20 protein-coding genes are annotated in these 25,063 nt (G+C 30.3%); 11 read left to right on the top strand and 9 right to left on the bottom strand.

What is annotated here, in order from left to right:
• Positions 1–127: 127 nt before the first annotated feature.
• Together L1S46_RS24070 and L1S46_RS24065 are read left to right on the top strand one after the other, a co-directional pair.
• Complete coding sequence (locus L1S46_RS24070; RefSeq protein WP_017209936.1) at positions 128–2,263, top strand: sodium-translocating pyrophosphatase; 2,136 nt, start codon at positions 128–130, stop codon at positions 2,261–2,263.
• A 243-nt stretch (positions 2,264–2,506) separates the two neighbouring features.
• The gene (locus tag L1S46_RS24065; protein ID WP_023976232.1) at positions 2,507–2,926 is read left to right on the top strand and encodes a CGGC domain-containing protein; all 420 of its coding nucleotides are present in this window, start codon (positions 2,507–2,509) and stop codon (positions 2,924–2,926) included.
• 41 nt (positions 2,927–2,967) lie between these two features.
• Here the strand turns inward: L1S46_RS24065 and L1S46_RS24060 are convergent, their stop codons facing one another.
• Positions 2,968–3,858 (bottom strand): DUF4474 domain-containing protein, encoded by an 891-nt coding sequence (locus L1S46_RS24060; protein WP_238901187.1) that lies wholly within the window; start codon positions 3,856–3,858, stop codon positions 2,968–2,970.
• Between the two features lie 206 nt (positions 3,859–4,064).
• Between L1S46_RS24060 and L1S46_RS24055 the strand changes: the two genes are divergently transcribed.
• The gene (locus L1S46_RS24055; RefSeq protein ID WP_012061202.1) at positions 4,065–4,478 is read left to right on the top strand and encodes an Rrf2 family transcriptional regulator; all 414 of its coding nucleotides are present in this window, start codon (positions 4,065–4,067) and stop codon (positions 4,476–4,478) included.
• Between the two features lie 112 nt (positions 4,479–4,590).
• Positions 4,591–6,465 carry an anaerobic carbon-monoxide dehydrogenase catalytic subunit gene (cooS, locus tag L1S46_RS24050; protein WP_238901186.1) on the top strand — a complete coding sequence of 625 codons (1,875 nt, stop codon included), beginning with the start codon at positions 4,591–4,593 and terminating at the stop codon, positions 6,463–6,465.
• A 259-nt stretch (positions 6,466–6,724) separates the two neighbouring features.
• On the opposite strand, the gene L1S46_RS24045 is transcribed toward cooS, so the two are convergent.
• From L1S46_RS24045 to L1S46_RS24010, 8 genes are all read right to left on the bottom strand, one after another.
• Complete coding sequence (locus tag L1S46_RS24045; RefSeq protein WP_012061204.1) at positions 6,725–7,924, bottom strand: FprA family A-type flavoprotein; 1,200 nt, start codon at positions 7,922–7,924, stop codon at positions 6,725–6,727.
• Between the two features lie 42 nt (positions 7,925–7,966).
• A complete protein-coding gene (locus L1S46_RS24040; protein WP_238901185.1) occupies positions 7,967–9,871 on the bottom strand; it encodes an acyl-CoA dehydrogenase family protein in 1,905 nt (634 codons plus the stop codon).
• A gap of 448 nt (positions 9,872–10,319) precedes the next feature.
• On the bottom strand, positions 10,320–10,799 hold the full coding sequence (gene rlmH / locus L1S46_RS24035; RefSeq protein ID WP_012061206.1) for a 23S rRNA (pseudouridine(1915)-N(3))-methyltransferase RlmH: 480 nt from the start codon (positions 10,797–10,799) through the stop codon (positions 10,320–10,322).
• A gap of 159 nt (positions 10,800–10,958) precedes the next feature.
• Positions 10,959–12,386 (bottom strand): MFS transporter, encoded by a 1,428-nt coding sequence (locus L1S46_RS24030; RefSeq protein ID WP_065417455.1) that lies wholly within the window; start codon positions 12,384–12,386, stop codon positions 10,959–10,961.
• Between the two features lie 492 nt (positions 12,387–12,878).
• Complete coding sequence (locus L1S46_RS24025) at positions 12,879–15,053, bottom strand: HAMP domain-containing methyl-accepting chemotaxis protein (RefSeq protein WP_077830760.1); 2,175 nt, start codon at positions 15,051–15,053, stop codon at positions 12,879–12,881.
• Between the two features lie 277 nt (positions 15,054–15,330).
• A complete protein-coding gene (locus tag L1S46_RS24020) occupies positions 15,331–15,834 on the bottom strand; it encodes an SEC-C metal-binding domain-containing protein (protein ID WP_238901184.1) in 504 nt (167 codons plus the stop codon).
• A 70-nt stretch (positions 15,835–15,904) separates the two neighbouring features.
• A complete protein-coding gene (locus L1S46_RS24015) occupies positions 15,905–16,696 on the bottom strand; it encodes an MBL fold metallo-hydrolase (protein ID WP_012061210.1) in 792 nt (263 codons plus the stop codon).
• Positions 16,697–16,722: 26 nt separating this feature from the next.
• A complete protein-coding gene (locus tag L1S46_RS24010; protein ID WP_012061211.1) occupies positions 16,723–17,988 on the bottom strand; it encodes a UDP-N-acetylglucosamine 1-carboxyvinyltransferase in 1,266 nt (421 codons plus the stop codon).
• Between the two features lie 385 nt (positions 17,989–18,373).
• On the opposite strand from L1S46_RS24010, the gene L1S46_RS24005 reads away from it, so the two are divergent.
• The 7 genes from L1S46_RS24005 to L1S46_RS23975 all read left to right on the top strand — a co-directional run bounded on the left by L1S46_RS24005 (position 18,374) and on the right by L1S46_RS23975 (position 24,712).
• A complete protein-coding gene (locus tag L1S46_RS24005; protein WP_065417457.1) occupies positions 18,374–18,913 on the top strand; it encodes a hypothetical protein in 540 nt (179 codons plus the stop codon).
• A gap of 285 nt (positions 18,914–19,198) precedes the next feature.
• Positions 19,199–19,675, top strand: coding sequence for a dUTP diphosphatase (locus L1S46_RS24000; RefSeq protein ID WP_012061213.1), 477 nt, complete (start codon positions 19,199–19,201; stop codon positions 19,673–19,675).
• A gap of 89 nt (positions 19,676–19,764) precedes the next feature.
• Complete coding sequence (locus L1S46_RS23995; protein WP_078117634.1) at positions 19,765–20,196, top strand: DMT family transporter; 432 nt, start codon at positions 19,765–19,767, stop codon at positions 20,194–20,196.
• 17 nt (positions 20,197–20,213) lie between these two features.
• A complete protein-coding gene (locus L1S46_RS23990; protein WP_238901194.1) occupies positions 20,214–21,029 on the top strand; it encodes an MBL fold metallo-hydrolase in 816 nt (271 codons plus the stop codon).
• A gap of 203 nt (positions 21,030–21,232) precedes the next feature.
• A complete protein-coding gene (locus tag L1S46_RS23985) occupies positions 21,233–22,432 on the top strand; it encodes a S8 family serine peptidase (RefSeq protein WP_238901183.1) in 1,200 nt (399 codons plus the stop codon).
• 308 nt (positions 22,433–22,740) lie between these two features.
• Complete coding sequence (locus L1S46_RS23980) at positions 22,741–23,739, top strand: DnaD domain protein (RefSeq protein WP_238901182.1); 999 nt, start codon at positions 22,741–22,743, stop codon at positions 23,737–23,739.
• Positions 23,732–24,712, top strand: coding sequence for an ATP-binding protein (locus L1S46_RS23975; RefSeq protein ID WP_077310008.1), 981 nt, complete (start codon positions 23,732–23,734; stop codon positions 24,710–24,712). Before L1S46_RS23980 ends, L1S46_RS23975 begins: the two co-directional genes overlap by 8 nt.
• The last annotated feature ends 351 nt before the right edge of the window (positions 24,713–25,063 follow it).

The raw sequence follows: 25,063 nt of genomic DNA, 5'->3' as shown, positions 1-25,063 counted from the left end.
TATTTTATTTTGCTTAAGCATAATATATATTATAGAAAAAGTTGAAAATTTTTGAATTTTCTGAATATTTTGTTGTATAATATATATGTATAACAAATTTATATAAAAAATAAAGGGGATGTTTTAAATGGTACCATATTTTATGCTTATTTATAGTGTTATAATTATTTCACTTATAGCAATCATTTATTTGGTCAGGTATACATTTTCTCAAGACAAAGGCACTAGCCAAATGCAAGAAATATCAACTTACATTAAGGAAGGTGCTATGGCATTCATTAAAAGACAATATAAAACCATCTTTGTTTTATCCATTGTTGCTTTATTTTTAATCATACTTTCTAACTATTTCGGCAATGCATCAAAAGGTCCAAGCTCTGCCATATCTATATCTTTACATACAGGTATAGCTTTTATAACAGGCGCATTCTGCTCCGCTTTATCTGGCTATATTGGTATGTATATGGCTGTTAATTCTAATGTAAGAGCTGCTGCTGGCGCAAAAAAAGGGTTAAACAATGCTCTTCAAATAGCGCTTAAAGGTGGTGCTGTTACTGGACTAGCCGTTACTTCCCTATCTCTTTTAGGTGTAGCGTCCCTATTTCTTATCTATGGAGGCATTTCTGGAAACGATACTTTAATTAAAGAAGCCCCCTCTCTTATAGTTGGATTTGGGTTTGGTGCTTCCTTCGTCGCGTTATTTGCTCAACTTGGTGGAGGTATATATACAAAGGCTGCCGATGTTGGTGCTGATCTCGTCGGAAAGGTTGAAGCTGGTATTCCTGAAGATGACCCTAGAAATCCTGCTGTCATTGCTGATCTTGTTGGTGATAATGTAGGTGATTGTGCTGGTAGAGGTGCGGACTTATTCGAATCTACAGCCGCTGAGAATATAGGTGCTATGATTCTAGGCGTTGGACTTTACCCTATATTTGGATGGAAAGGAATACTATTTCCGCTTGTCGCTCGTGCCCTTGGTATCATCGCTTCAATAATAGGTATCTTTGCTGTTAAAGTTAAGAATGATAATGATGATCCTATGAAAGCTTTAAAAGGTGGATTTGTTATAACTTCCATAATTAATTTAGTAATATTATTTTTCGTAGTTAAAGATATGTTAAGTGGTTCACTTACAACTGGTGGGCAAGTAAACTATATCTATCTATATGGATGTGCAGTTGCTGGAATACTGCTTAGCTATGTATTTGTAGTTTTAACTGATTATTATACTTCAATAACCCATAAACCTGTTAAAGAGATAGCTACTGCTTCTAAAACTGGAGCTGGAACTAATATAATAACTGGATTATCAGTTGGTATGGAATCAACTGCACTTCCTGTTGTTTGCATATCTATTTGTATATTTATATCTTATAGATTAAGCGAAATGGCATTGCCTAATGTTGCAAATGCAGGTTTGTATGGTACAGCAATTGCAACCATGGGAATGCTTTCAACCTGCACATATATTCTTGCCATGGATACATTTGGTCCAATTACTGATAATGCCGGTGGAATTACAGAAATGTCCGGAGCTCCCGAAGAAATTAGAAATATAACTGATAGATTAGACGCATGCGGTAATACTACAAAAGCATTAACAAAGGGGTACGCCGTAGGTTCAGCTGCACTTGCTACTTTTCTATTATTCTCCGCATACCTAGATGAAGTTAAAAAACTTCTTGGAAAACCTTTAGATTCATGGTTTTCAGTTGATATAGGTAAACCCGAAGTATTTATAGGTGGCTTTATAGGCGCTATGATAGTATTTCTATTTAGCTCTACGGCTATTAGAGCTGTTGGTAAGGCTGCTCAATATGTAATACTTGAAGTTAGGCAACAATTCAAAGAAATACCAGGAATAATGGAAGGAACATCAAAACCTGATTATGCTCGCTGTGTTGATATAGTTACAAAAGGTGCTCTAAAGGAGATGGTTCTTCCTGGAATCATAGTAATTTCTGCCCCTATAATCGTTGGAGTTCTTCTAGGAAAAGAAGCTGCTGCTGGATTCCTAATGATAACAACCATTTCTGGTGTTATAATGGCTCTCTTCTTAAATAATGGTGGTGGTGCATGGGACAATGCTAAGAAGCTTATAGAATTAGGTGAACATGGTGGTAAAAATTCTGAAGCCCATAGAGCTAGTGTCGTCGGTGATACAGTTGGTGATCCATTTAAAGATACTGCTGGACCATCACTCCATGTACTTATAAAACTTGTAAGTACTTTAACTTTAGTATTTGTAGCATTATTCGCATAAATTAATATTATTTATTTATAAAAAGGATCTGTAGTAGATAATTTAGCGCTGCATATCCTTTTTTTATAAATTCTTTTAACTTTTTTTACCAATCTATAATGCTTTTATTTTGTTACTTATACTAAATTATATTTAATACCTTATATATGCTTTTATTGAGATATAATTAATTATATAATTGTTCTATATACAACTTATGTATACAGTTACTAATGATTTATTTAAAAAGGGGGATAAAATTTAATGGATGAAAAATATGTAGTTATTATCCAGTGCGACATTGCTCATAACCGTTGTAGTGGATTTGCCTGTACAAATGCCTTTTACAACAGAGATGACGTTTTTAAAAATTACAACGAATCAACCAGATATATTTCCTTCACCTGTGGAGGATGTTGTGGAAAAAGTATTGCTACTAAATTAGAACATCTCTCGAAAAAGCTTAAGTTAAAAAATAACATAAATAAAGAAGATGTTGTGATACATTTATCATCTTGTATGACAAATGATAATTATCATTATGATAGATGTCCTCATCTAGATTATATTAAATCTATTGTATCCAAAAAAGGATATAATAAAGTTATAGAAGGTTCTTATATAAGTAAAAATGCTGAGAAAAAAAGAGCCAATGGCAGTTATAACTGCTATGACTCAATATAAACGTAAAGGCAGGATATACATTCTGCCTTCCTAATATTACGTTACTCAGTTTCAGTATTTTTCATGCTTCTCAAATATTTTCTCAATACTGCTTTATCTACTATCTCTGAATAGATTTCTGGTGCCTCTTTCTGAATTGCATTTATTTTATCTGTTAAATTACTATATATTCTAGTAATATCATTATATTTATCGCATAACAGTTTATTTTTCATTTGTATGATCTTATCAGTCTGCTCTGTCCTTGTAATAGGTTGAGGAGTATGAGGTTTATCAAATGTTAAACCTACAGTATTTCCATTTACAATAAACTCTTTATTTTCTTCATATCCTATCTTTTTTATTGCTTCTATAAAGGAACTACACATTTCTTCATCCTTTAAAGTAATATTTAAATACATCACTAGTTCAGAAGGCTCTGAATATTCACCAAGTTTAAAGCCTGCTAACCACCAATGCTTATCATCTAACGCGAAAAGTGTTTTTCCATTCTTTTTTAGCAAAAGAGAGATTGTTAATCTATCTTCATCGCTAGCGCAATTATAAAACATATACTTATATACTTCTGGTAAGTTTAATATAGGTTTTTCGGCTGTATACACACCAACTTCACATCCAGTATTCAAATCGTATTGACCTTTCCATAATTCGATTAACCATATTCTATTATTATATTCAAAGTAGATTGGTTCACAATCTACTATCATTCCAAAAGGTGCTGATGCTTCATCATACAATCTACTATATCCCATATTTCTTTGCCATGCATTCATATTACTATAAAATATATCTTGTACTGAATCATAATCATAACCAGCAATCTCTATTCCTTTATCTATTGGCTTTTCATATTTAATAATTCCCAGTAAACTTTTATTCATATTTTTCAGTATACGGATTCCAGTAAGCATTGTTATAAAAGATCCAAACATAAACACTCACCTCAAATAAATTGCTTTATTTATATAATATTCCCTTTATAATCATTATGTTAAAAGACACTCATGAATTTTATTTAATGTATATTATTATTTATTCTATTTAATTGCGATATCTCCATAACCTAAACATTGACAATTATAAAAAATTGTACTATGATAAATTATACCAAACAGGTATACTTTAAGGAGTAAATTTTATGAATATTAATCAAGAATCTGATTACGCATTTAGAATAATACTTATGCTATCCAAAGAAGGTTTAGATAACAAACTTGATGCAAAATCTCTATCTGAAAAAGGAAATATTCCTCTTAGATTTTTATTAAAACTAACTAGAAAGTTAACTCAAGCAGGAATATTAAAGTCTTATAGAGGTGTTAATGGTGGTTATGCTATAACTAGGGAGCCTAAAGATATAACCTTAAAAGATGTGGTTGAAGCTATACAAGGTCCAATTATTGTGACCAGATGTGTTTACGATGGCAAGGCTTGTAGTGCAAATAAAGCTGGTCACTGTTCTATACACAAGGCTTTATACAATATTCAAAATACAATGATAAATGAACTAGAAAAGGTTAACTTTGATAAACTAAAGAATGATCCATGGTAACTTTATACATGTAAATATAAGAGGCGAAAGCCTTTTATATTTGTTTAAAACTATACCTCTTTAGTATACTTTTGGTTAAATATTAAATATAAAATTAAAGGAGATGATCAATATGTCAATGTGCACATCAGCAGATTGTAAATTATGTGAATTTTTATCATCAAAAGAAGATCTAGAAACATCATTCAACAGAGTTGAAACACAAAAGGCAAAATGTAAATTCGGAAAAGAAGGAGTCTGTTGCAAACTCTGCTCGAATGGTCCATGTAAGATAACACCTAAATCACCTAAAGGTGTATGTGGTGCGGATGCTGATACTATCGTATCAAGAAACTTTTTAAGAGCGATAGCAGCAGGTTCCGCATGTTACCTTCACGTAGTGGAAACTACAGCAAGAAACCTTAAAGACATTGGTGAAGGAAAAGGTAATTTGAAAATAAAAAGCCCTGAAACATTGGATAAGCTTGCTGAAATATTTGATATTGTTGAATCAGATATAAATGCCAAAGCAATTAAAGTAGCTGATGAAGTTCTTAGGGATTTATATAAACCAAGATTTGAAAAAATGGAATTGGTAGAGAAATTAGCTTATGCTCCAAGATATCACAAGTGGAAGGAATTAAATATTTTACCTGGCGGTGCAAAATCTGAAGTTTTTGATGCTCTAGTAAAAACTTCAACAAATCTAAATAGTGATCCTGTAGATATGCTGCTTAATTCACTTCAACTTGGAATTGCTACTGGAATATATGGTCTAGTGTTAACTAACCTTTTAAATGATATTATGCTAGGTGCTCCAAAAATCAGACAAGCTAAAGTTGGCTTTAGAGTAATAGATGAGGATTATATCAACATAATGATTACAGGTCATCAACATTCTGATATTGCACATCTTCAAGATAAATTAATTGATGATAATGTCACAAAAAGAGCAATAGAATTAGGTGCAAAGGGCTTTAGATTAGTTGGCTGTACATGCGTAGGCCAAGATCTACAGTTAAGAGGAGAGCATTATACTGAAGTTTTTTCAGGACATGCTGGAAATAATTATACAAGTGAAGCCGTACTCGCAACTGGTGCTATAGATTTAATTGTCTCAGAATTTAACTGTACAATACCAGGACTTGAACCTGTAGCTGAGAAATTTAATGTAAAAACTATCTGTATAGATGATGTTGCTAAGAAGAAAAATGCTGAATATATAAATTTTGATATGAGAAACGCTGAAGAAATTAGTGAAAAGATCATTTGCGAAGCATTAGAAAGTTATAAGAACAGAAGAAATAACGTCACAATAGACATTCCTAAAGATCATGGACATGATGATGTTGTAACTGGTGTTAGTGAAGGATCTTTAAAAGAGTTCCTAGGTGGAAATTGGAACGGTCTTATTGACTTAATAGCAAAAGGAAAAATCAAAGGGATAGCTGGTGTTGTAGGCTGCTCCAACTTAACAGCTAAAGGACATGATGTATTTACTGTTGAGCTAACTAAAGAATTAATAAAGAGAGATATTTTAGTTCTTTCAGCCGGATGTTCTTCTGGGGGCCTTGAAAATGTTGGTCTTATGTCTCCTGGAGCAGCTGATCTTGCAGGTGATAATCTAAGAGATGTGTGTAAATCACTAGGCATTCCACCAGTATTAAACTTTGGTCCATGTCTAGCTATTGGAAGATTGGAAATGGTAGCAACTGAACTTGCTGAAAACTTGGGTATAGATATACCTCAACTTCCACTTGTATTATCAGCACCACAATGGCTTGAAGAGCAAGCATTAGCCGATGCTGCATTTGGACTATCATTAGGTCTACCACTACATGTTGCAATATCTCCTTTTATAGATGGAAGTGAAGTTGTCACTAAAGTTTTAAAAGAAGATTTAGTTAATATAACAGGCGGTAAGCTTATTGTTCAAGAAGATGTAATTAAAGCTGCTGATGAGTTAGAGGAGATTATCGAAAACAGAAGAATAGGATTAAACATATAAGAACCCATTAAATATAGCAAATAAGAAACTATATTTTTAATATCTATAATGAATCTGGATAATAACACATTCAGATTCATTTTTTTATTGAAATACATATTATGAATTAACTTCTTTATCCTATGTAATTGATTTTTTAATAATATGTCTCAACATTATGAACCTTCAAGCTAATCTTAGATGCTATTATCTTTATTATAATTTTAATCAACTCGTTATTATAATTTACGAGTTGATTAAAATTCATATCTTTTCTGTATTATTTCATTGATTCAATAATGCTATCAGCAATAGATTCCATTAAATCCTCATCGCTTTCTTTCATGCTAGAATTAATTGAAATTTCATTATCCAAAATAGTCATATCTTTCATTTCTTCTAATAATTCACGCATTAATTTACCTGATTGAGGCGCCCATGATCCATTTTCAATAATAGCAAAAGTACGTTTTTGAAGGTTTAATGCCTTCATATCCATTATATAATCAAGCATTGGTGGATAAATCTTTAAATTATAAGTAACTGATGCTAACACAACGTGACTATATTTAAATGTTTCAGAAATCAGATATGAAACATGAGTTTTGGAAACATCATACATAACTACATTGGTAATCCCCTTTTTAACCAATCTTGTTGCTAACTCATTTGCTGCTGCCTCTGTATTACCATACATTGTTCCATAAACAATCATCACGCCCTTTTCCTCAGGTGTATAACTACTCCATTTATCGTACTTATCAAGTAAATATCCAAAATCATTACGCCATACTGGTCCATGTAACGGACAGATAATCTTAATATCTATAGTGCCTGCCTTTTTTAAAAGAGCCTGAACATGAGGTCCATATTTACCTACAATATTTGTGTAATACCTTCTAGCATCATCAATCCAATCACGATCAAAATTTACTTCATCGTTAAATAGCTTTCCATCTAATGCACCAAATGAACCAAAAGCATCAGCTGAGAATAGCACTCCATTTGTAGTATCATATGTTACCATAGCCTCTGGCCAATGTACCATAGGAGCAGAAACAAATACAACATTATGCTTTCCAAATGACATAGTATCTCCCTCTTTGACTTGTTCTACCTTATCTTCTATTTGGAAGCCAAACTGATGCATAAATAAAAATGCCTTCTCAGTACATATTATCTTTACATTAGGATAGCGGATAACAATTTCTTCAATACACGCTGCATGATCAGGTTCCATATGGTTAATGACCATGTAATCTAAGTCTCTATCTCCTAAAACTCCCTTAATATTCTCAAGAAATTGTCTGCAAATTGACCAATCTACAGTATCAAATAGCACTGTCTTTTCATCTAAAAGTAAATAAGAATTATAAGAAACACCTCTTGGAATAGGATGAACATTTTCAAAAAGAGCTAGACGACGATCATTTCCCCCTATCCAATAAAGATCTTCAGTTACTTCTCTAACACAATACATAGCTAATCCTCCTTTAAACAAAAAATTTATTTATTACCTGCTTTAAACTTCTATAAACATATCTTTTTCTTCACCACAAGCTGGGCAAGTCCACTCTTCAGGTAAATTTTCAAAAAGTGTTCCTGGGTTTACTTCACCTTCTAGATCACCTACTCCAGGATCATATTCATAACCGCATCCATTACATACATAATGTTTCCAAGTTGGAGTGACTTTTTTCGGAATAACTCTCTTCATCTTTTTCATTGGTGGAGCCTCTTTCTTTTGTTCACCATTGTCTAAAGCTTCAATAAGTAGAGGTAGTATTTCCATCAAATCACCAACAATACCGTAATCTGCGTTTTTGAAAATCTTTGCATTAGGGTTTATATTAATTGCAACAATTGTAGAAGCATCCTTTATACCCTTTAAATGTTGACCTGCACCTGAAATACCACATGCAATATAAAGATTTCCTTTAAACTTTTGTCCTGACATACCAACATAACGATCAATTGGAACATATTTTAAAGTTTCAGCTACTGGTCTAGAAGAACCTATTGCTGCACCAGCCTGAACTGCAAGCTTTTCTATAAGATGCATATTTTCCTTTTCTCCTATGCCTTGTCCTACACTAACTACTCTCTCTGCCTTGCTTATTGGAGTATCTATAGGAATTCCCACTGAGAAATCATATCCATCCTTCTTAAGAGCTTCTACAAGAGAATTTACTCTTTCTTCAGGTGTACCATCTTTATAAATTACCTTCTTACGATATCCTGTTGCAGGTTCCCTTGAAGTTTTTGCTACACTCTCTGTTTTTGGCATTTTTCCTATAATATTAGCGGCTATAACAACACGCTGGATTTCATTAGTTCCCTCATATATAGTGCAGATTTTAGCATCTCTATAGGCACGCTCAACTTCCATACCTTTAAGATATCCGCTTCCCCCAAAGATTTGAAGAGCATCGTTGACAATTTCAAGACAAACATCAGAAGCATATTGTTTAGCCATTGCTGCTTCCATGCTGTAGTGCTCATGATTTCCTTTAAGCTCTGCTGCACTATAAATAAGGAATCTTGCTGCTCTAAGTTTTGTAGCCATATCAGCTAATTTAAAAGCGATTATTTGTTGCTGACAAATAGGTTTACCAAATTGAACTCTTTCTTTTGAATACTCTAAGGCATTCTCATAAGCACCTTGCGCTATTCCTAAAGCTTGGGCAGCAATACCGATACGTCCACCATCTAATGTAGACATAGCAATTTTGAAACCATCGCCTTCTTTACCTAATAAATTTTCCTTAGGCACCTTTACATCATTAAAAATAAGCTCTGCAGTAGCTGATGAACGAATTCCCATCTTATCATAATGCTTACCAAAACTAAAACCTTCTGATCCCTTTTCAACGATAAATGCACTAATACCTCGTGTACCAATATTTGGGGTAGTCACTGCAAAAACAATATAAATATCTGCCTCGCCACCATTAGTGATAAATATTTTCTCGCCATTTAAGATATAATAATCTCCTTCTAGTACAGCAGTTGTTTCTGTTCCTCCGGCATCACTACCTGCATTTTCTTCAGTCAAACCAAATGCTCCAAGCTTTTCACCCTTTGCTAATGGTACTAAATATTTTTGTTTTTGCTCCTCATTTCCAAAAGCTGCAATTGGATATGTTCCTAATGATGTATGTGCCGATAAGATTACTCCTGTCCCACCATCAACTCTTGATAATTCCTCGACAGCTATCGCATAGCTAATCACATCTAAGCCAGCTCCTCCATACTCCTTTGAATACGGAATACCCATCACTCCCATCTCAGCTAGCCCTTGAACTACTTCCGAAGGGAATTTATTTTCTTGATCCAACATAAATGCAATAGGTTTAACTTCCTCTTCAGCAAATTCTCTTATTTTTGTTCTCAAATTTTCATGTTGTTCTGTAGTTTTGAAAAACATAAATACACCTCCCTTTAATTATACGGTTTCACCAATGTCATTCTATAAAATCTGTAAAACCATATTCCCAAACATATTCCTTAAATGTATACCTAAACCGTATACATTTATTGTATACCTCTAAGGTATACTTTTCAACTGTTATTTTATCTATTTTATTCCATAATAGACAATTAAAGCTTAAAACTCCTCCTCTTTTGAAGATAATATAACTTTTCCTTCCATTATCTTATAAAAGCAATTATTTTTACTTGTACGGTTTTTCTTTATTTCTATTCCCCCTTATTTAATTTAAGATATATTTAAAGTTTCTATATTTATATCAACACTTATAATTATGCTATTTACAATACTATTATTAACATTAATATAAACTATAATAAAAAAAAGCAGATACGAATTACGTAACTACTATTTTTTATTGATTTAATTTATTTTTCTTTTATGTCTACTTATGATATGGTTCACCTTTAATTATTCTAAATCCTCTATAAATTTGCTCTAATAGCATTACTCTAAAAAGCTGATGTGGAAATGTCATCTTTGAAAAGCATAATTTATAATTAGCTCTTGCTAAAACACTTTTTGAGATTCCTAGGCTTCCTCCTATTATAAATGCTATATTTGGATTTCCTGTTACCCCCAAGTTATCTATGTATCCTGCAAATTCTTCTGATGTTAGTTGCTTTCCACCTAAATCCATTGCTATAACGAACATATTGTCTTTAATTTTATTTAGTATTCCTTGCCCCTCTTTCTCTTTAATTACCTCTTCTTCTTTTTCTGAAGCATTATCTGGTGTTTTCTCATCCACCAATTCAACTATATCTAATTTGCAATACCTTCCTAATCTTTTTGAATATTCTTCTATAGCATCCCTTAAATACTTTTCCTTTATTTTACCAACTGTTATTATCGTTATGTTCATTGTTATCTCCTTTAATTATTTTATGCATACCTATATTATAACTAAAAATAAAAACTGTAGCTAAATTCTTTACTCAGCTACAGTTTTTATTTCTTAATACTATTTATATTTTATACTAAGTTTTAAACTAACAACAATTAGAGATATCATTCTATTCATTTATAGAGCTTCAACTTTAATTCTAGATTTTGTCTTATATAGTCTGTATGCTGTTAACACCGCTCCTAATGCACATATTATAGCTGCAGCAACATATACATATTGCATCCCATATACAAAAATATCATCTCTTCCCTCTATATATCCTGTAACATGATATCCTATTTGACTACTCATCCTATTGTATAAAAGAGTTGTTGATAGTGATATTCCAAAAACCATTCCTAAATTTCTAACTAACGCATTTATACTTCCAGCAATCCCTAAATTTTTTGTATCTACTGTAGACATAACTAATGAATTATTTGGTGACTGAAACATTCCATTTCCTAGTGTCATTATTGCTATAAAGGCAATTAATGCACCTATGTGAGAATATTCATTTAAAGTTGATATTAAAAATAAACCTAGGCTAGTTCCAATAAGCCCTAAAAATGTTAAAACTTCAGATCCTATTCTGTCTGATATATACCCACTCATTGGAGCAACAACTGATAAAATTATTGGTGATACCATCATTAATACACCAGTAACTGAAGGAGCTAGTTTCATCACGTATTGTAGGTAAAATGGCAATATAATATTTGAACAACTTATTGCCACAAATGAAATGAATGCACAAAAAATACTGAGCGAAAATAATGAATTACTAAATATCTCTAGTTTCAATAATGGTTCATCAATTCTTTTTTCAACAATTATAAATGAAATAAATAATATAATAGATACAACAAATGATATAATGATTCCTATATTGTCATATCCAATTTCCTTGCCAAAAGTTAAAGCACTGAATAAAAGTACCATAGTTGATCCAAATAAAGTTGCACCTTTTATATCTAATTTTTCATTTGAATTATTAGAATTTTTAGGAAGTGTCTTCATTGCTAAAGCTAATGCCAAAATTCCTATAGGCACATTTATTAAAAAAATATACTGCCAACTTAAAATCGATACAATTATTCCTCCTACTGGTGGACCTATCATTGAACCTAATGCTACAAAAGTTCCATTTAATCCTAGCGCCCTTCCTCTTTCGTTTCTTGGAAAAACCTGAGTTATAATTCCTTGACTTGTAGACATGGTTCCTGCAGCTCCAATTGCTTGCAATATTCTCGAGAAGACTAACATTACTAATGAATTAGATAATCCACATAAAAGTGAACCAATCGTGAAAATAATTATACCCAATTTAAAAACTGAAGTTTTACCCTTAATATCAGCTAATCTTCCAAATATAAGAATAGTTCCTACAATAACTATTAAATAGCTCGTTACTACCCATTCTATAGATGCCATACTTACTGCAAGCCTCTGCGACATTACAGGAAGTGCTACATTCACTATACTACTATCAAGTGTGGACATAAATGTCAGTAGTACAGTAGTAAATAATATTAACCATCTTTTTTTATCCGTACTTTCCATATGTTTTATCCTTTCTGTTTATACATGTTTTATCTAGCTGTAAAAATAGAATTTATATATAATAACTCAACATTCATAAACCTAATTACAACTTATATAGTTGCACTTGCAACTATATAAAATTATAATATATTTTTATTATTTACACAAATGGTATGATAATTCTCTAAATATAAAAATATAATCCACATTTTAAAGTTCATAAAAAAAATTATCCACATTTTATTCTAATTCTATGGATAAAGTTCTTTATATTATTTGTACAGTTTTAATATGTATGTTCTAAAAAGTTTGCTTTATAGAAATTTAATTGTATTGACTTGATTATCCTCTAATTATTAAACCATGCTTTTGCTAACATGCTATCAAAAAAACTGCGTGCAAATAATGTTTCCAAATGATAGATTAAAAATTCACTAATAATTAAGACTTACTATTAGTTTCCTCTTACATTAACAAAAGCATGATATTAATTATATTTTATATTATTTTTTACTTTAATTTAAATGATCCAACCATCTCATTTAAATTATCTGACGAATATTCCAGTACATCGGTTGCTTGCTTTAGTTGTCTTATTTCTAATAATATTTTTTTAACCATAGACAGTGATTCTTCACTTTTATTTGAACTATTTTCGGTAGATTGTTCTATTTTATCTGCCATAGTGCTTACATTATTCATAACATCCCCAACACTTTGGCTCTGGGTCGAAGTTATTTCTGATATTGACTGCATCGCATTAGCTATTATATTTACATCATCATTAATATGATCAAATGATTGAATAGATTCTTTTACACTCGCTGTAGATATATCTACCTTAGTATTTATCTCTTCTGCATATTCAAATGTTGCTTGTGTCTGTTTTTGGACTTGATTAATGACATTACTTATTGACTTGGTAGCACTTTCTGTTTCTAGTGCTAGCTTAGATATTTCTTCCGCTACTACAGAAAATCCTTTTCCACTCTCTCCTGCTCTTGCAGCTTCAATTGATGCATTAAGCGCTAGAAGTTGTGTCTGCTTACTTATATTTCTTATAACATTAATTACTTCACTTATCTCCTGTGAATATCCCTGTAAAGTACTTATAGATTCTACTGTATTCTCGATGGTCTTTTCTAAATCCTCCATATTACTCAAGACTTCTTTTGATATGCTTTGTGCCGATGCTGCACTTTCATTAGTTCCTTCAACTATACCTGATACTTCTAATATAAGACTATCCATTTCCTGAATAGATGCTGTAATATCTGAAAATTTGTTTTTTGTATTTTGGAATACTAGATTTTGGTCTTTAGAATTTTCCAGTAAAGTTATCACTGTATTTTCAATGACTCCCATTCCATTTTTAACTTCGCTTGTTATATTAGAAACTATATTTACTGATTTTTTTGTAGTTTTAGCTGATCTTTTCACTCTATATAACATGCTCATCTGATTATTTATGAATTTATTGAACCATCGCGACAGCTCTCCGATTTCATCTGATGACATTTTTTCAACTCTTTTGGTTAAATTTCCTTCGCCTTCCGCAATATCTTGTAATATATTTATCGTTCTACTTAAAGGGGATGAAATCATTCTTTTAGATATTAATAACGAAAACAGTGATAATATAATCCACATTGCTATAGATGTAAATATACTATTATTCGGTGATAATTTAATTGCTATAAAATTTACTGCAATTAAAATTGCTGATATTATTGATATAGATATTGGCATCTTTAAATTAATACTTTGAAAATTATATATCTCAGCTATATCACCTTCACACATCATTCCCCATACCTCATCACAGTTCGGGGGGGTTATTAATGTTCCTTTACCTCCCACCATTATATGTCTGTAATCTGGATATCCAGGCCAACAATCTAGGTTTTCACCATTTCGAATTGTATTTTCAACTCCTCGATGTAATTTACTTGTAGCCGGATCATTAAAAATTATTTCAAATTCGGTATGCTCTTTAATTCTAACTGTACCCCAACTCTTTGTTTTAACTCCATCTTTAAGATTCTCCCCTAACGTAAATGTATTATCCTCAAATCTGCTTCTAGATATTGCTGTTCCGGGCTTAATATCTCTGCTAGTCTTCACCATAAATAAGTAATTATCTCCAGAATCCTTATATATATGAGTATCCTCATCTTGAATTACGTTGCTCATATCATCATTTAGTGTTCTGCAGCATAATATTCTAATTTGATTACTGTGATTTTTGCATGTACTGGAAAACATTAATGTAACATCATCAGCAAATTTCTTATTACTTATATCAGTATGTAGGGTTCTTTTATCAATATATGGTCCATACATTAAAGGCCTACCTTCTAATCCCGCTTTTAGATTAGGTAAATCACTCATATCTAATCCAATATGCTCTTTGCACGAAGAAACTGATACTATTCCTTTCTCATCTAAAACAAATATTTCGCAAAAGTCCTCGTGCTTTTTTACGGTTTCAATTAAATAATTACATACTATATTATCATTGTCTTCTAATGCCACAAGTGAATTCTTAATATTTTCTAATTGTGCCCACTTGTCATTAAACCAGTTATCTAATGCCTTTTTTCTTCCATTTGATATTCCTTCAAATACTTTTTCTGAATGTTCCTTTAGATTTCTATTCAACAGATATTTAAGCTTTAAACTCATAGCAATCCCCCCATATATTATTCTTATATCTACTTTTAATAAAAAAATAAAGCACTAAATACAGATTTTTTAAATCCGTACTTGTGCTTCCATAGCATTACTATTTATTTACTACAATTCCTTGTATAACATAATTATACCAACTATATTGACCTTTGTGAATTGTTATTTTTCACGAAACCATTAATAAAGAAAAAAACCCTATCTAAACTAGGGTTTTTTACTACATTGAATAGTAAACTCCTCTAAATATAGAGTTTACTTATATGTAATTATATTATTTATCTCTTCCACAACATTTCTTATATTTCTTCCCACTTCCACATGGGCACATATCATTTCTTCCAACCTTATCTAGATTTCTTACTATCTTAGATTCCTTGTATTGTTTTTGTATTTCATTTCTTTTTTCCACTGAGAATATTCCATCCCATTGTGGTAATGTGTATAAATATTCTGCTTTTGCATCTAGCATATTCAAATATAAAGTTTCTAGATTTATATCAAGTACTATTTCTGTATCAGCATCTATAGTCTCAAGATCATATTGAGTTTTTAAACTATCATTAATACCATCCATAAATCCCATAGCAAATTCTACTGTGGAATCATAATCTTTAGCTAATTCATTTATTGTAGTCTTTTTAACACTTTTATGATTAGCTAATAAATCTTTATATATTGATTTTTCTAATTTACTATATTCTTCCCAGAAAGCATTTTCTCCCTTAGTTTTTACATAGTCAACAACCATGTCAGTCCAATTTGTATATAAACTCATTTTTAAGTCCTCCCTTAAATCTTCATTGATTATATATAATATATTTCTATAAATTATAAGCTCAAATAAACTATATCTCTATATAACTGCTAGGATTATGTCTGTTTGCCATAGTTAATATTATGTCCTCTTTTAGCTTAATTCCATTTTCATTTAGCACGTTTAAAACAGTTTGATATGCTAAATCTGGTTGATTATTAGTATTACTCAAATGCCCTAAAATAATCTTTTTCTTAGTTGAACCTTTATATAGTTCAACTATGGCACTCCCACAATCATCATTAGATAAATGTCCTATTTCGCTCAATATCCTACGTTTCAAAGGATATGGATATGGTCCAAACTTAAGCATATTTACATCGTGATTACTTTCAAGAAGAATAACTTCTGAATCTTTTATATTATCATAAATTTCTCTTGTAAAAGTTCCAAAATCAGTTGCTACACTTATGCTTTTTTCTCCTGAGCTAACTGTATATCCCATTGGTGCGGCTGCATCATGCGGAATATTAAATGCTTTAATACTCATATCTTCTATTTCAGTAAATGATCTTTTATCAATTACTTTTATGTTATGCTCTTTTATATTTCCAATTAAGCTTTCCATAGCAGACCAAGTATCAGCATTTGCATATATAGGAATGTCATACTTTCTAGACAGTACTCCAACCCCTTTGATATGGTCACTATGCTCATGAGTTATAAAAATTCCGTTCAAGTCTTTTGGATTTTCATTAATTTCTTGCAACGCCAAATCAATTTTTTTACCTGGGAGTCCTGCATCAATTAATATCTTAGCTTTATTTGAGGCAATAAACATACTATTACCGCTACTGCCACTATATAAAGAACAAAATATCATTCCAATCTCCTCCCCTTTAATTTATACTATTCATCAACTTCTATTCTCTTAATATCTGCCCCTAAAGCTCTAAACTTATTTTCTATATGAGGATATCCTCTATCAATATGCTCTATACTAGTTATTTCAGTTGTTCCCTCTGCAACTAATCCCGCAATAACCATGGCAGCACCTGCTCTTAAATCTGTTGCCTTTACTACTGCGCCTGTCAATTTTTGCGCTCCATCTATAATCGCAACTCTGCCTTCAACTTTAATATTGGCTCCCATTTTTTTCAATTCATCTATGTGTTTATGCCTATTCTCCCAAATAGATTCAGTAATTAAGCTTCTTCCCGGCACAATACTTAGCAATGTTGACATTGGTTGCTGAATATCCGTTGGAAATCCTGGATATGGTGTGGTTTTTATATTCACACCCTTAAGTGGTGACTTCACTGTAACTCTAATACAATCATCACCTTCTTCAATCACTGCCCCCATCTCTGTAAGCTTAGCTGTAATTGATTCTAAATGCTTTGGTATAACATTTCTTATATAAACATCTCCACCTGTAGCAACAGCTGCTATCATGAATGTACCAGCTTCAATTTGATCTGGTATTACGCTATAAGAACAGCCTTTTAGGCTTTCTACTCCTTTAATTCTTATTACATCTGTTCCTGCGCCTCTTATGTCAGCTCCCATTGAATTTAAGAAATTCGCAACATCAACAACATGAGGTTCCTTTGCTACATTTTCTAGCACTGTTACCCCCTCTGCTAATGTTGCCGCAATCATAACATTTATTGTTGCTCCTACTGAAACTACATCAAAAAATATATTAGCGCCTACTAGCTTATCAGCTTTAACATTAACTGCTCCGTGCTCTATAAACACATCAGCTCCTAAAGCTTCAAATCCTTTTATATGTTGGTCAATTGGTCTTACCCCTATTGAACATCCTCCTGGAAGAACTACTCTTGCTTTCTTAAATCGTGCTAATAAAGCTCCAATGAAATAATATGAAGCTCTCATTCTTCTAACATCATCCGTGCACGCATCAAAATTATTTACATTAGAACTATCTATTTCTAAAGTATTGTTATCTATCTTAATAATATCGCAACCTAAGCTTCTAAGTATTCTTTCCAAGCAGTGTACATCTTCAATATCTGGTATGTTATCAATTATGCATTTTCCATCACTTGCCATTATAGCTGCTGGTAATATTGCTACTGCTGCATTCTTGGCCCCATTGATATCAACAGTACCTTCTAGCAAGTTTCCGCCGTTTATAACTAATCTCTCCATTGAATTCACCCTATCTATTAAAATCTATATTATCATATATATTATTTTACATTATTAACCTATTTTATAATTAAAATCTACTTTAATTATTATATCATAAACTAAATTTATTTAAATACATTTTTTCAGTCCATTAACACTTTTTTAACTATATATGTGTTACAACACAATTTTTCTTTTGGTTTTGTTGTAATTATATCCCTTAAAACATATATTACTGGAATAAATATTTCTTTTATTGAAAAAATATCCTTAAAAACCTAATTATTCTTGACATTACTGTTCATTACTATTTAATTATTCTTCTATTCTTTTATTCTATTTATTGTGTTATAATTTACTAAGATTTTTATTAATACAATATATTGAGATTGTGAGGTTTATCATGAAGTACTATATAGTTGCATTATTTGATGAGGAAACCTATCAAGTAATATCACCAATACAAAGGAATATGTCAAAAAAATTCAGAGCAAATAGAAACTCACCTATGCCTTTTGTCTTATTAACATCTATTGAAAATCCAAATTTGGATAAATTATATCCAGTTGTTGATAAAATTATAGCACCTTATAAAAGTTTTAGAATTGATGCAAGTGATTCAGTCTATTTGTTTGAGCCTACAAAAAGTATAAATTTAAAAATAGACGATAAAGGTTATATAAGGAGACTTTCTCGTAGTCTTTTTGATATATTAGAACTTAACGGATTTACTGTTAAGTCTTTTGGAGATAGTTTTATTTCACTTGCAAATTTAGGTTATCTTCCTAAGGACTATAAAAAGCAAGATGTAAAGCTAAATTTCCCTGAGATATATAATAGTGATAACTTTGTTAAATTAAGAATTAAGAGTGTTGAAATATGGAAGCTTCCTACGGTAAAAAAGAATACTCCCTTAAAATCTTATATTTTGAAAGACTTTTAGTTTAAGCGTTCTTACTATCATAATAAATCGTCTGTTAAACAATCCAATTAGTTTATGTTTTCAAGACTGTAGTGAATTTTTATATTCAGTATAGTCTTTTTTAATATTTTTTAAAATCACTCTAAATCTATAGTTATATTTTCCTTGAAAGTAAAATTAATTTAAAAATAATCTCTTAATTTCGAATTTTCTAAAAATATTTTTTTGTAGTCGTTTTCCGAACTTTCATTTATTTTAAAGATTTTGTAAAATAATATTATTATTAGAAATGTAGGAGGATTCACTATGAATATTCAGCCACTATTTAAAGTACAAAAAAAATACAATGATAGTTTATCTATAAATGAAGAGCTAGACTCCCACAAATTGCGAGTACGCAAAAACCTAGAATTTGAAATCTCTCTTGGTGCATTAGCTAGTGAAACTAATTGTTTTAGCTACTTACTAAAAAAATCTAGACCTGTTAACATCAGTGCTATATTCGATAAGTATATAACTTGTATTTCTCAAGTCTTAACACTAGGTATTGATCATAAATATACAGATTTAATTGCAGTATCTATGGCACCTAATGACTATTGTTTAAGTGATCAGTTTCTAAACCTATATATTGACATAAATGATTTAATTGCTTTCCCATCTATAGATCACTACTTAACTTTATTTGAAGACCTATTAAGTCTAGGATTGACATTAGGTTTTTCAGAATCTCAAATACAAAATCAATTTATTAAGGATTTAGACAACTTGGTTATACTTTAATTAATGCATTCATGCTAATTACATAACACCATTTTTATTTTTTATAATATTTAATATTCTTAGGGGAATAATAATTCTGAGGTGATGTTATGTTTGGAATAATATGTGCAATAATTTCTGGAATTGCTATGAGTATTCAAGGTGTATTTAATACCAGACTAGGTGAGAAAATCGGAGTATGGGAAACTACATTATTAGTTCAGATAATTGCCCTTATCTTAAGCCTTATCATTTTTTTATTTTTAGGTGATGGTAATTATTCTAATTTGAAGGATTCCAACAAGCTTTATTTATTAGGTGGCGCACTAGGGGTTGTTATAACCTTTACCGTAATAAAAAGTGTTAGCTCAATGGGACCTACCTTCGGTATTGGTATTATATTAATATCCCAATTACTTGCTGCTGCACTTATAGATGCCTTTGGGTTATTCGGCAGTGAACGGCTTAGATTTTCATTAAATCATTTTTTAGGTATTGCTATTATGATTGCTGGTATTGTAATATTTAAGTGGAATCATTAGGAGAGGACGGAGAGGACTTGAATCTTTTTTCTAACATTAATTTTTTATTCCATTTAACAATTAACAATATAAAAGAATATGTAAAAAAAAGCGCTGAAATAAAATCTGATAAAATTATGGAAAATTCAATTAATTGGTTTGGTCATGCTACCACAATTATTAATCTATCAAATAAAATTATTATAACTGACCCTGTATTTTCCAATTCTTTAGGATATTTTAAGAGACTTGTAAAAAAACCAGTATACATAAATGATTTAAAAGTAGACTATATACTACTATCTCATGGACATATGGATCATTTAAATTTTTCATCTCTAAAAAAATTAAATAAAGATGCTGTCTTTATTGTTCCAAAAGGATATACCCGTATTGCTAGACTGCTTGGTTTTAAAAATGTATTTTTATTACATCCTGGAGATGTATATAAAGATGACTTTATAAAAATTACTGCTTACCAAGCTAATCATGATGGGAGACGCTTCTATTTTGGACATGATGATGAAAGTATTTCATTTTTAATCGAAAGAGAAAATAAAAGAGTGTTCTTCGCAGGCGATACAGCGCTCACAGATAATTTTAAGAATATATCCTGTGATGTTGCATTAATGCCTGTAGGTTGTTATAAACCTGATAGATTTTCGTATATGCATTGTACGCCAGAACAGAGTTATGAAATGTTTAAAATGATGTCTTGCCCTACAATGATACCAATTCACTATAAAACTTTTAAAATTTCATTAGAGAATTTTCAGGAGACTGAAGAATCATTATTAAATTTAAATGATAAAGCTATAAAAATTATAGACATAGGGGAGACCTACAGTTTTTAAATAGTAGATTGATTATTATTTTTATTCAAGTTTCATACTTGTATTTATTCTTAATAATCAATCTACTATTTGATTTTTTGTACAGTCTCTTTATATGTTTAATCAATATTGTATAACAAAATTTTTTTAATCCTTCATTTTTTATTAACAATAAAATTCTTTTTCATATAATATATTGAAGTAATAATATTTTGGAGAAATATATGTTTTCATCTAAAAGTAAGCTAGACCATAATCTAAAAGATTATATATCAAAAAATGCTTATAAAAGTTATAGAATACTTATACAATATAAAGATTTTCAATCTTCAGTAGTAAAAAAAATCAGTTCATATAAAGGTACTGTACATCACATTATTGAATCCTCTAATATTATAAGTGCCGAACTAAATTCAAGAGGCATAGATAGAATTTCTGAATATCCTGAAATTAAAAAAATTTACTTGGATGAATACCTATTTTTGTGCGGAATGAGCGTTACTACTGCAAATAAGATTCACTTTTCGGAAAAGTATAGTTTATCTGGTGCAGGAGTAGGAATAGGACTTGTAGATAGCGGAATATTTCCTCATCAGGACCTAACTTCCCCTAGCACTAAAATAGAGTTATTTGAAGATTTAATTAATAACTTTCGCTATCCTTATGACGATAACGGACATGGTACCTCCATGGCCGGAATTTTGTGTAGTAGTGGTATCTCATCAAATAACATGTATAAAGGAATTTGTAATAAAAGTAAGCTATTCTGTTACAAGGCATTTGATAAACTCGGTAAAGGATTTGCTTCGGATATATTATATTCTATAGAAAGTTTATCTAATATATCTAAAGAAAATAACATAAAGGTATTATGTTTGCCTTTTGAACTTTTAACTCATAATACATTCATTATTTCTTGCTTTGATTTGACATTTAAGTATGCTATATCAAAAGGATTAATTCCGATAGTTCCTAGCGGAAGTAACCTGAGTGAAAAAAATTCTATTATGGGAATTGCTACGCTACCAAGCTGTATCACTATAGGTGGTCTAAATTCAACTACCTCCATAATGAAGCCTTATACTTATTCTTCTGCAGGACCATATGGGAAATTATTAAAACCTGATCTATCTGCTGCATGCGTTAATATTATATCTTTGAATTCTGATAATAACTATATTTCAGAAAAAAACGGAATTAAGGTTTATCCAAATAAACTTGAAGTACCATATAAAACTTTTACAGGATCATCTATTGCTACAGCCTATATTAGTGGATTATGTGCGTTATTATGTGAGAAAAATCCGTCAATAACTTTCAAAGATATGATTTCCTTATTAAAGGTTGCATGTGATCCTATTGATGAGATATCAAATCAAATTCAAGGCGAAGGTATTGTAAATATAAATAAACTCATCATATGATTATTTATTTTAATGAATATTATCCATATTTAGAAGCATGCATTTGTTTTATTAAATTAGTTAATTTCTTATAAAGACAAATGCATGCTCTTTATCTTCTCTCAAATCTTATATAAAAGTAATTAATCCCAAGTATTAGTTGATTAATATTTCGCTTTATTAAGGTGATAATATGCTATAATTATTTTACATACATTAGGTTATTATATAACTTACATTATAAACGATTATGCTAATCTAATATTATTAGATAGAGTTTTGTTTTTATAATATATATTAAAAACTTTGAAAGGTAGGTAGTAAACGGAATGAGCACATTTATGTTAAAGAATAGATCTCTAGGGTTCACTCCTGTTAACAATGTATTTATAGAAAAATACATGCCACAGGCTAGAGGCGAATTTGTAAAAGTTTATTTATTGATGCTAAAGTATACTATTTCTGGTGAATTAGGCGTTAGCTCATCAATACTAGCTTCCTCGCTTAATTTGTTAGAATCAGACATTATGAATGCATTTAATTATTGGAATGATCAAGGAGCTATAAAGCTAACTCAGATAGATAAGATGGGTAATTTTAATGTAGAATTCGTAGATTTAGTTGAAGAACCCTCCAAATCTACTAAACAAGTTGACTTATTAGAAGCTTTGGATAGTACAAATACTAAAGATATGCTAAAGGATATTGAAACTCTTCTAGCTAGACCTCTATCGCCAAACGAAATGTCACTTTACTTAAATTGGCAAAAGGAATTCGGTTTTTCATCTGAATTAATTCTGATTTTAATGGAATACTGTATATCAAAGGGAAAAAGTGATTCTAGATATATAGAAAAGGTTGCTATAGCTTGGCATGATCAAAAAATAACTACTATCGAGCAAGCTCAGAACTTAATAAAAAAAGCAGAGGATAAGTGGATTAATATAAGAAAAATTCTCACTTACTTAGGTATAAATAATACAGACATAATGAAACCACAACAGGATTTAATAGAAAAATGGCTTCTTATTTATAAGTATTCAAACGAAATTATATTTAAAGCTTGTGATATATGCTTTGAAAGATTGAATAGAGCAGATTTCAAGTATATCGACGGAATCTTAAGTAATTGGAATAAAAATAATATTAGAACTTTAGAAGATATAGCTCTTAAAGATAATAAAAATTCAAAAAATAATAAGTATCAAAAAACTTATAATACTAATAATAATGATAAATCATCTCTCAAATTTAATAATTTTGAGGCTCGAGAGTATGACTATGATTCATTAGAAAAAAAACTTTTAGGATGGGATAGCGATGATTAAAGGTTATCAAACAGAAATTTTAAAAATATATGATAAACTTAGAGAAGATGAAGCTAGAAATTTGAAGATTAGGAAAGAAGAAATATCAAAGAAGTATCCTGAAATTATTGAATTGGATAATAAAATTCAACGATTATCTTTAAAAATGGCAGTATCAATTCTTAAATCTAAAGATAGTGAAAAAACAATAGATGATTATAAGGAAAATATAACAGATTTAAGAATAAAAAAATGTGAAATGTTAGTTGAAAGAGGTTATGATCCTGAATATTTGAATTTGCGATATCAATGCAATAAATGTAAAGATACAGGCTTTATAGGCAATATAAAATGTACTTGCTATAAACAAAAGCTCATTAAGTTATACTATAAAAATTCAGAATTAGAAAATACTACATCCTATAATAACTTTGATAATTTTGATTTAAATTTGTTTTCAAGTCATAAACTTGGAGATGAAAAATATTCTCCCAGAAAAAACATGGAGAATAATTTAGAATATATACTAAAAGACTATCTTCCTAGTTTTTCAGAAATATCAACAAACTTATTATTTTACGGAAATCCAGGTAGTGGTAAAACATATTTATCATATTGTATTGCTAAATCTGTATTAGATATAGGATTCTTAGTAATTTATAAAACCTCTGATGAGTTAATTAAAAATTTAAGAGAAATAAGATTCAATAATGACTCAGGCTTAGAGTCATTATTACTAGAATGCGACTTACTAATTGTAGATGATTTAGGCGCAGAACACCTTAATGAATTTTCAGTAACTGAATTATTTAATATAATTAACAAGCGAATTCTTGCTAATAAGAAAATGCTTATCTCAACCAATTTAACTTTGCCAGGAATAACAAAGCAGTATAGCGAGCGAATCGCTTCTAGACTAATTGGAGAATTTAAGCTCTGCAAATTTTATTCTGAAGATATAAGGATTAAGAAAAATTTAGAAAAAAATAGATAATTTAAATAAACTAAACTCTAATATGATATTTATTCTCTTAATGACTATCATATTAGAGTTTTCATTTTTACTACAAATTGATATTATAAATCATATTCATTTGAAAAATCTGTTTCCCAAACTATGTTATTCTGTGTTAACATCTTATTTATATTTAAATTCCCTTTAATAACTTGTGCTTATAATACCTTCAAAATTTATCCACAGATCTGACTTGATTATAATTTTTTAAACAATAAAAAAAGAACAAGTTCTAGTCTATAAGAACTTGTTCTTTGATGGCGACTCAGAAGGGGCTCGAACCCTCGACCTCCGGCGTGACAGGCCGGCACTCTAACCAACTGAGCTACT

The organism is Clostridium sp. YIM B02500, assembly GCF_022324665.1.
GTDB classification, from domain to species: domain Bacteria; phylum Bacillota; class Clostridia; order Clostridiales; family Clostridiaceae; genus Clostridium; species Clostridium beijerinckii.
The sequence above is the reverse complement of the archived record's forward strand: the minus strand, read 5'-3'. Positions and strand labels throughout refer to the sequence as shown.